Raw genomic sequence first — 12402 nt, forward strand, 5'->3', positions numbered from 1 at the left:
AGGTGGAATGGTTATGGAAGATGTAGTATTAGGAATAGACTTAGGTACGAGTGCAGTTAAAATTATAGCTGTTAATCGACAAGGAGAAGTAATTGCATCAACGAGTGAACCTTTAACGTTGATACAAGATCGTGCCGGTTATAGTGAGCAAGATCCTGAAGAATGGTTTGAAGCGGTTAAGAAAGGTATTAAATATATTAATGAAGTGCCTGAAATGGCGAATTATACTGTCAAAGGGATATCGTTCTCAGGACAAATGCACGGTTTAGTGCCATTGAATAGCGAACACAAACCTATACGACATGCCATTCTATGGAATGATACCCGTAACTCTGAACAATGTGCGCAAATCAAAGAAGTATATGGTGAAAGATTGAATGGCAATCCTATTCTTGAAGGATTCACACTTCCAAAAATGCTTTGGATGAAACAAAATGAGCCATCACTTTGGGAACAAGTAAGTGTCTTCGTATTGCCTAAGGATTACGTACGCTATTGTTTAACAGGTCATATTTACATGGAATATTCTGATGCAGCCAGTACATTACTATTAAGTCCAAAAACACATGATTGGACTAGAGATGTAGGTGAACGATTAGGCATCGGAGATATTTATCCACCTTTAGTACGTTCAACAGAGGAAGTTGGAGTAGTACGTTCAGAATTAGAACAAGAGCTTGGTTTCAAAGCTCCTGTGAAGGTTTATGCTGGTGGTGGAGATAACGCATGTGGTGCTATTGGTGCAGGAATCATTAATGGTAACGATACGCTTTGTAGTATCGGGACATCAGGTGTTGTACTCAATGTTGAAAGCGAAGGCTACCATGAATACAAGAACAACATACATTTCTTTGATCATAGCGTTCCACAAACATTCTATGCTATGGGAGTAACCTTAGCAGCAGGTTACAGTTTAAATTGGCTTAAACAAACGTTCTTTGAACATGAGAGCTTTGAGGATATCGTTCAACAAGCAAGTACCTCAACAATTGGTTCTAATCACTTATTATTCGCACCTTATTTAGCAGGCGAACGGACGCCACATGGAGATGCATTTATAAGAGGAAGCTTTATTGGTATTAGTGGTAGCCATAATAAGGCGGATTTTGCTAGAGCAGTATTAGAGGGTATTACCTTCTCGTTATATGACTCTATACAATTAATGCGAGAAGCTGGTAAAGAGATTACGCATATTACTTCTATTGGTGGCGGTGCGAAAAGTTCATTTTGGTTGCAGATGCAAGCAGATATCTTTAATGCTACAATAAGAAAGTTAAAACACGAAGAAGGGCCTAGTATGGGCGCTGCGATGATTGCAGCATATGGACTGAAATGGTTCGAAAGTTTCGATGAATGTGTAGATAAGTTTATAGATATTGCTCAAACATTTGAACCAGACGCTAAAAGACACACACAATATGAAGCATATTATAAAGTATATAAAGATATTTACCGTCAAACACATCAATTAACTGAAGCATTACTAAAAATTGAAGATTAATTCAATCATAATAAACTGGAGCAGCAATGGTTGTTCCAGCTTTATTATGTTTAAAACTAAATCGTTTTAATTTTACAACAATTTCAAATGTGAGCAATTTTTTATGTAATGATTAGTTGACACGTTAAAGTGAAAATATCATCAAAGAAATGTATACAATTTACCCGAAATTTCAAATAATAAATACGCTGTTGAAAAGGTTTACAAAGCAGTTTGTATTAGTGTAAAATAACACATATTATTTATTTCTTTTCAAAAAATTTAAAACTAAAAATATTTTAACCTCAAAAAGTCTCTAAATGCGATTTATTTCACAATTTTATTTTTTGTAACTGAATATGTCTTGAAATCGTTTTCTCCAGGGTGTAGTATGACTATGGTTGTTAAATAAATAGAAAGAGGTTTTGGGGAATGAATATCATTTTAGGAGTAGGAACACTCGTATTAGTGCTTATCGTTATGACGCTATTCTTAAACTTTGCGCCATATGGTAAACAAGGACTACAAGCTTTATCAGGAGCTGCTTGTGCAACTTTCTTACCACAAGCATTTCTAAGTTACGCTATTGGTGGCGTATTCCATATCGAGTTTTTACAAACAATAGGAGATTTGGCAGGAAGCCTTGCAGGTGTTGCAGTAGGTATCTTAACTGGCTTGAAAATGGGCATCTCACCTGTTTTTGCAGTAATTATAGGACTAGTATTACATGACTTTAAATTATTACCAGCATTTATAGCAGCGTATATTATTTCATTCGGTATTAAATTTATCGAGAAAAAAGTTCCAGAAGGGTTGGACTTAATTGCTGTGATTTTAATTGCTCCAGCACTTGTATTTGGCTTAGCTACAGTTATTAGCCCAGGGGTTATGGCTGTATTAACTCAAATCGGTGGTGCAGTTACATCAGTAGGAGACAGCAATCCATACGCATTAGCAATTATTTTAGGATTAGTAATTCCAGTAACGGGTATGACACCACTAAGTTCAATGGTATTAACTAGCTTATTAGGACTAACTGGTATACCAATGGCTATCGGTGCTTTAACATGTACTGGTTCATCATTTGTTAACTATGTATTATTTAGCAGACTTAATATTGGCGGAAGTAAATCAAAAGCATTCGCAGTATTTGTTGAACCATTAACACAAATCGATTTAATCGCAAAATACCCTCTACAATTATATGGTACGAACGCAATTATCGGTGTTGTAAACGCTTGTATCGTTACATTTAGTGGACTCGTAATCGGTGTTAAAGGTATGGCAACACCAATTGCAGGTGCAATCGTCTTATTCGGATTTAACGATGCTACAAAATCAATTATTACAATCATCGTCGTTGCAGTAGTAAGTGTGGTATTAGCATTTATCTTCAGTACGTTAATTAAAAAATTCAACCTAATGAATATGAGTATAAAATTGCCTAGTAAACAGAAACAACCTAAGGAGAGTGTTTAATTATGGCTACTAAAAAAAGCTACGATTATCAAAGTGCATTTGATATTATTGGCCCTGTTATGATGGGACCTTCAAGTTCTCATACAGCAGGTGCAGTTAAAATTGGTAACGCTGCTTATGCAGTATTAGGTGGTATGCAGCCAGATAAATTAACAATTCATTATTACGAATCCTTTGCTCAAACACATCAAGGACACGGTACAGATTTAGCTATCGTTGGTGGTGCAATGGGCTATAGCACATTCGATAGTCGTATTAAGAGTTCATTAGCAATCGCTAAAGATCAAAACATCGAAGTAAATATTATCGAAGAAGAAGGCGACAGTATCGGTGAGCATCCTAACTGTGCGTATCTTGTTGCAGAAGGAAATGGTCGTCACATCGAAGTAATTGGTAACTCAATTGGTGGCGGTACAATCAAATTAAAACGTATCAGTGTAGAAGGACTAGACATTGATTTTAACTATGGTTTACCTATCCTAGAAATGGATGGAGCGGCAAATAAATCAGAAGTTAATCACTTTATCAATGATGTGAATGAACTTGGTGCAGACATTAAAGAGGAAATGACACAAACGGGCGATAATTTTAGTTTAGCAGTATTACCACTAAACAAAGCATTATCTGAATCAACGTTAGATCAAATTAAAGAAAAATATAGTCACTTAAATATATCCTATATTAAATAGAGGGGGATTAAAGATGTTTGATTCAATTAGAGAAACTATAGACTACGCAGTCGAAAATAAAATGTCTTTTGCAGATATAATGATTCAAGAAGAGATGGAACTTTCAGGTAAGACGCGTGACGAAGTTAGAGAAACAATGAAACAAAATTTAGATGTCATGAGAGATGCCGTAATTAAAGGATCAACTGGCGAAGGTGTAAAAAGTGTAACAGGTTATACTGGCCAAGATGCCATTAAACTTGCTAAATATAACGAGAATAATCATGCCTTGTCAGGACATGAAATGGTTGAAGCAGTTAAAGGTGCGGTTGCTACTAATGAAGTAAACGCAGCTATGGGTATCATTTGTGCAACTCCAACAGCTGGATCCTCCGGAACGATTCCGGGCGTATTATTTAAATTAGAAAAAACACATGACCTAACAGAAGAACAAATGATTGATTTCTTATTCGTTTCATCATTATTTGGTCGCGTTGTTGCTAACAATGCAAGTGTTGCAGGTGCTACAGGAGGTTGCCAAGCAGAAGTAGGTTCAGCTTCAGCAATGGCAGCAGCTGCTGCAGTATCAATCTTTGGTGGCGAACCGGAAGCATCTGGTCACGCTATGGCATTAGCGATTAGTAATTTACTTGGTCTAGTTTGTGACCCAGTAGCAGGTTTAGTAGAGATTCCATGTGTAATGCGTAATGCAATTGGTTCTGGTAACGCATTAATTTCTGCAGACTTAGCATTAGCTGGTGTTGAAAGTAGAATTCCAGTAGATGAAGTTATCGAAGCTATGGATAAAGTAGGACGTGGATTACCAGCTGAATTAAGAGAAACAGGACTTGGTGGTTTAGCAGGTACACCAACAGGTGAAGCAATCAAACGTAAAATCTTTGGTGAAGCTGAAGTAAATAGCTTTTCATAATATAACTTAAATTAGAAGCCATTCTTAAATGTCAATATGACAATTGAGAATGGCTTTTTTAATTTTTTGACAGTTTTATTATTTGGCAGTAGCTGACTGGTTTGAAAATGCACTTAAATTATGTATATTCAAATCTAGTCGAGGCCCCAGCAAAGAGAAATTCTACAAGCTAAGCAAGCTGGGGTTAAAACGAATTCAGTTTTGAGAATATATTAGATATGTTCTACTTCCATATATTTATCAGAAAATTGAAAAAGTTATTGCAAAATTTCACTAATACGTTTAAAATAGCCGAAAAGGGGATGATGATATGCTAAGGTTATGTATCATCTTTTTTATATTCGTGACTAACACAACCATTACACAATTATGGACTGTTGAGGGAACATGGGAGAATCTCTTATTACAATCAATGTCACTAAGTATGATTATTGTATTCCTGTTTTATTATGTGGGTTTTGTAATTGCGGAGAAAAAGAGGAAACAAATAGAAACTTTATTTAAGAAAGAATTCTTTCATGAGAAGGAAGACTTTTTTGAAAAAGACGATAAAAGAAAAGTAAGTGAGTAAAAGGGACTCACTTACTTTTTTTATTTGTCATGCAAATTATATTGGTAAAAGGCAAGATCTAACCAGCGATCAAATTTGTAGCCAACATTTTGAATGGTACCTGCATGTTTGAAGTTAAACTTTTCATGTAATTTGATGCTGCTGTCATTGGAAGCATCGATACCAGCTACAATAGTACGATAATTTCTAGATCTGGCATCTTCAATAAGATGTTGTAATAATTGAGAAGCAATACCTTTGCCTCGATTTGATTTATCTACGTAAATAGAATGTTCAATAGAATATAAATAAGCCGGCCAGTTTCTAAATTGACCGTAAGTCGCAAAACCAACAGCCTTGCCAGCTTGTTCAAATACAAATATAGGTTCATTTGCTTTATTCTTCATGTCAAACCAAGCTTTACGTTCATCTAAAGTTTGAACATCGTATGTGTAAACAGCTGTAGTATGCAATATTGCATCATTATAGATTGATAGTATTGCCGGTAAATCTTCAATTTTTGCTTCTCTAATCATTATGGCACCTACTTTTCTAAGTTTGTATCAGTTTAAAACGAGATTTCAATTGTTGCAACTTTATGTAATTAAATATGACACGATAAATTAAATTAAACTTACGAAATAAACATGATATACTATGACCTAAGAAAGTCACGTTAAAGGAGTAACACATAATGAAGAATTGGATTAATCGATTGATGACGATACTTGGTGTCATACTCATCTTAGTAGCAGTGTATCTATTTGCTAAACCGCATATCGATAATTATTTACATGAAAAAGATAACGACAACAAAATAGAACAATATGATAAACAGGATAAGTCTAGCAATAAACAAACACCAACCATCCCTAAGGATAAAACTAAAATGGCAGGGTATATATCAGTGCCAGATGCAGAGATTAAAGAACCAGTGTATCCTGGACCAGCTACACCAGAACAGTTAAATCGTGGTGTAAGTTTCGCTGAGAAAGATGAATCGCTAAGTGATCAAAATATATCAATCGCAGGTCATACATTTACCGATAGACCACATTACCAATTCACAAACTTAAAAGCAGCTAAAAAAGGTAGCAAAGTGTACTTCAAGATAGGAAATGAAACACGCGAATATAAAATGACTAGTATACGTGATGTTAATCCAGACGAAGTTGAAGTATTAGATGAACACAAAGGTGAAAAGAATCAATTAACATTAATCACATGTGATGATTACAATGAACAAACCGGTGTTTGGGAAAAACGTAAAATCTTTGTGGCGAAACAAGTTAATTAAATGTATTTTCAAAATTTGAAATACATCTAATTAACCCAAAACGTTCCATAAAATATTAAAATTAAGTCATCAGGAGTGATACTAGATATCTAATATATATCTTGTATCACTTTTTTTAATTTAACATTATAATTAGTCAGGTTATTTTTATCATTTGTATTTAATTTCAAAATGTGAATATAGTTTCATCATGTTAGTGTGAACTTCAACCCTAATTAGATGGCATATATAATAAATGTGAATACAACGGACTAGGGGGATTGCACATGGTTAAAGCTATTGCAGTAGATATGGACGGTACATTCTTAGATTCTAAGAAGAATTATGATAAAGACCGTTTTGAGAAGATATTTAAAGCATTGAAAGAACGCAATATAGAATTCATTGCTGCAAGTGGAAATCAATTTGCTAAGTTACAATCTATATTTGGAGAAAGGGATATGTTCTTTATTTCTGAAAATGGTGCAGTTATTTACAGAGGTAAAGATTTATATAATTATCGTAGCTTCAATCAAGTTGAGTATAAAGAAGTTGTAGATTATTTAAATATCGATAGAAACATTAAAGAGTTTATTGTTTGCGGATTGAAGAGTGCCTACATATTGAAAGATACAAGTGAAGCATTTAAGAAGGATGCACATTTTTACTATCATCAGTTAGAGGAAATTGATTCTTTTCAACCTTTACCAGAAGATGAATATGTCAAGATTGCATTAAATATTAATCGAGATACGCATTCAACACTTGATACTGATTTAGAAGAAAAGTTTAGCAATATTATTAAACTCGTATCGAGTGGACATGATAGTATTGATATTATTATGCCTAATATGACAAAAGGACAAGCGCTTCAACGTTTATTGGAAGAGTGGCATATGGCTACTTCTGATTTGATGGCGTTTGGTGATGCTAACAATGATAAGGACATGCTTGAATTAGCCGAGCACAGTTATGTAATGGCTAATAGTCATGATAAATCACTATTTGAAGTTGCAAAGGCAGTTGCTCCAAGTAATGATGAGCAAGGGGTATTACAGATTATAGAGCAAGAAGTATTAAAATAGCTTAAAAAAGGAGAATTCTCAATTTTGAGAATTCTCCTGTTTATTTATTAAACACATATCTTAGTTTAATTGAGTTTCACATTTACCAGTATTAATAACTGATAATGCTGCGTTTAATCCGCCTTCAACTAAATTTCTCACAGCTTCATCAGAGAAGAATGCGATATGTGGAGTGACCAAAATGTTTTCATGTTTAATTAATTCTAATAAAGTTTCATCTTCGATCTCTTTACCTGTCCAATCATAAGTAAAGTATGGCGCTTCATTTTCATAAGTATCAATAGCAGCACCATATAATGTACCGTCATTAACAGCTTTAATTAATTCAGGTGTATCAATTACAGCACCACGAGCTGCATTAACTAATACTGCACCTTTTTTCACTTTAGAGAACATATCTGCATCGAATAAGTGGAAACTTTCTTTGTTCGCTGGAACATGTAATGAAATGATATCAGCATCAGCAATTGCTTCTTCAACTGTATCTTTATATTCTATGAAGTCTAATGAATTGTTAGGGTATGCATCATAACCTACAACTTTAGCTCCGAAACCAGCATAAATTTTACCAGTTGCAGCACCGATACGTCCTGTACCGATAATAGCTACTGTCATATTTTTAACAGGGGTAGACATAATAGGTGCAGCCCATTTGAAATTATGTTCTTGAACACGTTTTTCAATCGCAGGGAAGCGACGAACTAATTGTAAAGCGATAGAAACTGAATATTCAGCAATAGTTTCTGGTGAATAACTAGGTACATTTGAAATGATAATGCCATGTTTTTTAGCTAAATCTAAATCGTACATGTCGAAACCAGCAGTACGTTGAGCAATTTGTTTAATACCATATTCTTCAAGTTTAGGGTAAACAGAGTCTGCTAATTTACCAAATTGCATTGTAGTAACACCATCGAAACCTTTAGCTAAATCAACTGTATCTTCACTTAAAATTTCTTCAGTTGTAACAACTTCAACATTGTTCGCTTTACCCCAGTTTAAAGCGTCATTTTTCTCGTAATCACGAGTTCCATAAAACATAATTTTTGTCATTTTAATAACCTCACTTCATTTTATATGAATTTATAATTAATAAATAAGTTTTCTTAAGTTGTCTATAGAAATGTGAATTACTAATAGTAATAATGATTTAAAACATCTCTATTACTTAACTTACAAATATATTATATTGTGAATTTATTCACAAATCAATAGGCAATATGAAATTTATTTTTCGATTGTTAAAAAATTCACATAAAAATAGTAAATTTTCATTTATTTTTTAATGATAACTTTTGTAAGCGTATAACTTTAGACTAAAGGAAACGTACTTTATAATCAAATTAGTACTATCTAAGGAGGATATATTTCATGAGTTCAATGCAAGAGACAATAATCAACGCATTTAATTTTAGACATGCAACAAAGGAATTTGATCCTGAAAAGAAAGTTAGTGAGTCAGACTTCCACACAATATTAGAAACAGGTCGCTTATCACCTAGTTCACTAGGATTAGAACCTTGGCGTTTTGTTGTTATTGAGAATGAAGATTTAAAAGAAAAATTAAAACCTTACAGTTGGGGAGCACAAAAGCAATTAAATACAGCAAGTCGTTTCGTTATTATTCTTGCACGTAAAAATGTCACTGCAGATTCAGAATACGTACAACATATAATTCGAGGTATTAAAAAATACGAAGAAAGTACGATTCCAGCAGTTGAAGATAAATTTAATAATTTCCAAACGAATTTCCATATTAACGATAATGAGCGAACGTTATTAGACTGGGCAAGTAAACAAACTTACATTGCATTAGCTAACATGATGACCTCTGCAGCATTATTAGGAATTGATTCATGTCCTATGGAAGGATTTGATTTAGATAAAGTTACTGAAATTTTAGCTGAAGAAAATGTTGTCGATACGGAACATTTCGCACCATCAGTTATGGTTGCATTTGGTTATCGAAAAGAAGAACCAAAAGATAAAGTTCGTCAACCTGCCGAAGACGTTATTGAATGGATTTAATATAGGACTAAAAAAGAGAGTGAAGACTCTCTTTTTTTATTATCTATAAGTGATAGATTCTATAACTAGAATTAATGATGTTTAAAGAACTTAATACACGGAAAAATATTACAAGCAAGTTAGTGTATTTAAAAATGTAAATAAGGTAAAATAATAGTAGTTTTAAGTAAACGCTTACATTTTGATGTAAACACAACGCACATAAGGTTTTTCATAAATTTATATAAAGGGATGATGAAAAATGGCAAAAGTAAACGTTAGAGATTTCATAGAGGAACAATACGGTTTATTTATCAACGGTGAATTTCAAGCAAGCGAAAGTGGAGACACATTAACTGTAACTAACCCTGCGAATGGTGAAGATTTAGCTAAAGTAGCTAAAGCAAGTAAATCTGATGTTGATAAAGCAGTACAAGCTGCACAAGATGCTTTTGACAGTTGGAGTAAGACATCTAAAGAAGAACGTGCGGACTATTTATTAGAAATTAGTCGTCGAATTCATGAAAAAGTGGAACACTTCGCGACAATTGAATCGTTACAAAATGGTAAGCCTTATCGAGAAACGTCAACAATTGATGTGCCATTAACAGCAAATCAATTTAAATATTTTGCGAGTGTATTAACAACAGACGAAGGTTCAGTCAATGAAATTGATGAGAATACAATGAGTTTAGTAGTCAATGAACCAGTAGGTGTTGTTGGTGCAGTAGTTGCATGGAACTTCCCAATTTTATTAGCGTCATGGAAATTAGCACCAGCATTAGCTGCGGGTAATACAATTGTGATTCAACCATCTTCTTCTACACCATTATCATTAATTGAACTTGCGAAGATCTTCCAAGAAGTATTACCTAAAGGTGTCGTAAACGTATTAACTGGTAAAGGTTCAGAATCAGGCGATGCAATCTTCAATCATGAAGGTGTAAACAAATTATCATTTACAGGATCAACAGACGTTGGTTACGGCGTTGCGAAAGCAGGTGCTGAACGTATCGTTCCAACTACATTAGAACTTGGTGGTAAAAGTGCTAATATCATCTTTGACGATGCAAATTTAGATCAAGTTGTTGAAGGTGCTCAATTAGGTATTTTATTCAACCAAGGTGAAGTATGTAGTGCTGGTTCACGTTTATTAGTACAATCTTCAATTTATGATAAAGTAATGCCTAAATTAAAAGAAGCTTTCGAAAATATCAAAGTGGGAGATCCATTTGATGAAGACGTTAAAATGAGTGCTCAAACTGGCCCAGAACAACTTGAAAAAATTGAAAGCTACGTAAAAATTGCAGAAGAAGATTCAAATGCAAATATCTTAACAGGTGGTCATCGCTTAACAGATAATGGACGTGACAAAGGATACTTCTTCGAGCCTACAATCATCGAAATTAAAGATAATAGTCATCAATTAGCACAAGAAGAAATTTTCGGACCAGTTGTAGTAGTAGAAAAATTTGAAGATGAAGCTGAAGCGATTAAAATTGCGAATGATTCAGAATACGGTTTAGCGGGTGGTATCTTTACTACTAATATTAACCGTGCATTAAATGTTGCTAAAGCGATGAGAACTGGTCGTATTTGGATTAACACTTATAACCAATTCCCAGCTGGTGCGCCATTCGGTGGATATAAAAAATCTGGTATCGGTCGTGAAATTTATAAAGACGCTATTAAAAACTATCAACAAGTTAAAAATATCTTCATTGATACTAGCAATCAAACAAAAAGATTATACTAAGATAGTTAGTTTATAAATAAAAAATGAATATCATTTAAATTGAATGAGAGCTATCTGCAAAGCTGAGACTTTGCAGGTAGCTCTTTTTATGAGTTTAAAAGATAAGCGTATATGATTTAGTTACAAATTGCACATTGTAAAAGTTTTATTTAGAAATTGATAGATTGAGACTTTTTTTAAATTAAATAAGTTATAATACAATTTAAGTCTTTAAAATCTATATTTTGCAAAAGGGAATATAATGAAAAAATTACAAGTATTATTAATTAGTTTTATAGCATTAGTACTCATCCTTAGTGGTTGTTCTAAACATGATAAGAAACATTCGAGAGACCATGAACCAAAAGAATTAAAAGTAGAATTTGTACCGTCCCAAAATTCAAAAACGTTGAACGCTAAAGTGAAACCGTTACAGCAACAGTTGTCAAAAGAATTAGGCATTCCAGTTAAAGTACATGTGGCAACTAATTATAATGCAATGGTAGAAGCTTTAAGATCAAAGAAAGTGGATGTTGCATTTATTTCACCAGTGTCCTATACAATCGCTCACGATAAAGGTGCTGCAGATGTACTGTTGAAGTCCAAAGGTTATTTAGTAGATGATAAAGGTAATCCAACTAATAAATTAGTCGATTATTATCGCTCACAAATCGTAGTTCGTAAAGACAGTCATTTACATAAGTTAAAGGATTTAAAAGGGACCAAAGTAGGCTTGCAAGACCCAGAATCTACTTCAGGATATATTTATCCAATGGCAAGCTTAAAAAAAGTTAATGTTAATCAGAATGATATCAAAATTGCTCAAATTAAAGGTCATGATCAAGCATTGATAGCCTTGTTAAACGGTGATGTGGATGCTGTAGCTACATATCAAGATGCACGTGCTGATTTAAAGCAAGATTATCCAAAAATATATAAAGACACTAAAGTGATTTATCGCACCGATAAGATACCAAATGATACGATTTCTGTGCGTGGTGATATGAGTAAACAGTGGAAAACGAAAATCAGTAATGCCTTTTTAGATATTAGTAAATCTGAAAAAGGTAAGAAAATACTTACAGATATTTATGGGCATCAAGGCTATGAAAAAGCAAAAGATAGTGACTTTGATACAGTAAGAAAGTATAGAAAACTTGTCGAGGAATAAAAATTTAAGATTAAGGGAGT

At 33.5% G+C, this 12402-nt stretch carries 11 protein-coding genes and 1 pseudogene; 10 read left to right on the top strand and 2 right to left on the bottom strand.

Going from position 1 to position 12402, the window contains the following annotated elements; genetic code table 11:
• Positions 1 to 13: 13 nt before the first annotated feature.
• The 5 genes and pseudogenes from xylB to EQ029_RS02195 form a co-directional block, all read left to right on the top strand.
• Positions 14 to 1501, top strand: coding sequence for a xylulokinase (xylB, locus tag EQ029_RS02175; RefSeq protein WP_057504830.1), 1488 nt, complete (start codon positions 14 to 16; stop codon positions 1499 to 1501).
• Positions 1502 to 1912: 411 nt separating this feature from the next.
• Entirely contained in the window at positions 1913 to 2959 is a 1047-nt protein-coding gene (locus EQ029_RS02180) for a PTS sugar transporter subunit IIC (RefSeq protein ID WP_016930797.1), read from the top strand.
• Between the two features lie 2 nt (positions 2960 to 2961).
• On the top strand, positions 2962 to 3648 hold the full coding sequence (locus tag EQ029_RS02185; protein ID WP_011274863.1) for a serine dehydratase beta chain: 687 nt from the start codon (positions 2962 to 2964) through the stop codon (positions 3646 to 3648).
• Between the two features lie 13 nt (positions 3649 to 3661).
• Positions 3662 to 4558 (top strand): L-serine ammonia-lyase, iron-sulfur-dependent, subunit alpha, encoded by an 897-nt coding sequence (sdaAA, locus tag EQ029_RS02190; protein WP_011274864.1) that lies wholly within the window; start codon positions 3662 to 3664, stop codon positions 4556 to 4558.
• A 310-nt stretch (positions 4559 to 4868) separates the two neighbouring features.
• A pseudogene (locus tag EQ029_RS02195) lies at positions 4869 to 5036 on the top strand (hypothetical protein); the annotation flags it as partial.
• A gap of 113 nt (positions 5037 to 5149) precedes the next feature.
• Here EQ029_RS02195 and EQ029_RS02200 read toward each other — a convergent pair.
• Positions 5150 to 5644: a GNAT family N-acetyltransferase gene (locus tag EQ029_RS02200; protein ID WP_049394709.1), complete on the bottom strand. Its 495-nt coding sequence runs from the start codon at positions 5642 to 5644 to the stop codon at positions 5150 to 5152.
• A gap of 158 nt (positions 5645 to 5802) precedes the next feature.
• Between EQ029_RS02200 and srtA the strand changes: the two genes are divergently transcribed.
• Positions 5803 to 6405, top strand: a complete 603-nt coding sequence (gene srtA / locus EQ029_RS02205; RefSeq protein WP_011274868.1) for a class A sortase SrtA — start codon at positions 5803 to 5805, stop codon at positions 6403 to 6405.
• A 266-nt stretch (positions 6406 to 6671) separates the two neighbouring features.
• Positions 6672 to 7469 carry a Cof-type HAD-IIB family hydrolase gene (locus tag EQ029_RS02210; protein WP_011274869.1) on the top strand — a complete coding sequence of 266 codons (798 nt, stop codon included), beginning with the start codon at positions 6672 to 6674 and terminating at the stop codon, positions 7467 to 7469.
• A gap of 60 nt (positions 7470 to 7529) precedes the next feature.
• Here EQ029_RS02210 and EQ029_RS02215 read toward each other — a convergent pair whose 3' ends face one another.
• Positions 7530 to 8522: a D-lactate dehydrogenase gene (locus EQ029_RS02215; RefSeq protein WP_046309030.1), complete on the bottom strand. Its 993-nt coding sequence runs from the start codon at positions 8520 to 8522 to the stop codon at positions 7530 to 7532.
• Positions 8523 to 8840: 318 nt separating this feature from the next.
• Between EQ029_RS02215 and EQ029_RS02220 the strand changes: the two genes are divergently transcribed.
• From EQ029_RS02220 to EQ029_RS02230, 3 genes are all read left to right on the top strand, one after another.
• Positions 8841 to 9497, top strand: coding sequence for an NAD(P)H-dependent oxidoreductase (locus EQ029_RS02220; RefSeq protein ID WP_011274871.1), 657 nt, complete (start codon positions 8841 to 8843; stop codon positions 9495 to 9497).
• Positions 9498 to 9738: 241 nt separating this feature from the next.
• Positions 9739 to 11232, top strand: coding sequence for an aldehyde dehydrogenase family protein (locus EQ029_RS02225; RefSeq protein WP_057504831.1), 1494 nt, complete (start codon positions 9739 to 9741; stop codon positions 11230 to 11232).
• A gap of 241 nt (positions 11233 to 11473) precedes the next feature.
• Entirely contained in the window at positions 11474 to 12382 is a 909-nt protein-coding gene (locus EQ029_RS02230; RefSeq protein ID WP_011274873.1) for a phosphate/phosphite/phosphonate ABC transporter substrate-binding protein, read from the top strand.
• Positions 12383 to 12402 lie beyond the last annotated feature (20 nt).

Origin of the sequence: Staphylococcus haemolyticus (genome assembly GCF_006094395.1) — a bacterium.
In the GTDB taxonomy this organism is placed as follows: domain Bacteria; phylum Bacillota; class Bacilli; order Staphylococcales; family Staphylococcaceae; genus Staphylococcus; species Staphylococcus haemolyticus.

Excerpts from the sequence above, each read along its gene's own strand:
- xylB (WP_057504830.1), top strand. The coding sequence starts at position 14 with ATGGAAGATGTAGTATTAGGAATAGACTTAGGTACGAGTGCAGTTAAA.
- EQ029_RS02180 (WP_016930797.1), top strand. The coding sequence starts at position 1,913 with ATGAATATCATTTTAGGAGTAGGAACACTCGTATTAGTGCTTATCGTT.
- EQ029_RS02185 (WP_011274863.1), top strand. The coding sequence starts at position 2,962 with ATGGCTACTAAAAAAAGCTACGATTATCAAAGTGCATTTGATATTATT.
- sdaAA (WP_011274864.1), top strand. The coding sequence starts at position 3,662 with ATGTTTGATTCAATTAGAGAAACTATAGACTACGCAGTCGAAAATAAA.
- EQ029_RS02200 (WP_049394709.1), bottom strand. The coding sequence starts at position 5,644 with ATGATTAGAGAAGCAAAAATTGAAGATTTACCGGCAATACTATCAATC.
- srtA (WP_011274868.1), top strand. The coding sequence starts at position 5,803 with ATGAAGAATTGGATTAATCGATTGATGACGATACTTGGTGTCATACTC.
- EQ029_RS02210 (WP_011274869.1), top strand. The coding sequence starts at position 6,672 with ATGGTTAAAGCTATTGCAGTAGATATGGACGGTACATTCTTAGATTCT.
- EQ029_RS02215 (WP_046309030.1), bottom strand. The coding sequence starts at position 8,522 with ATGACAAAAATTATGTTTTATGGAACTCGTGATTACGAGAAAAATGAC.
- EQ029_RS02220 (WP_011274871.1), top strand. The coding sequence starts at position 8,841 with ATGAGTTCAATGCAAGAGACAATAATCAACGCATTTAATTTTAGACAT.
- EQ029_RS02225 (WP_057504831.1), top strand. The coding sequence starts at position 9,739 with ATGGCAAAAGTAAACGTTAGAGATTTCATAGAGGAACAATACGGTTTA.
- EQ029_RS02230 (WP_011274873.1), top strand. The coding sequence starts at position 11,474 with ATGAAAAAATTACAAGTATTATTAATTAGTTTTATAGCATTAGTACTC.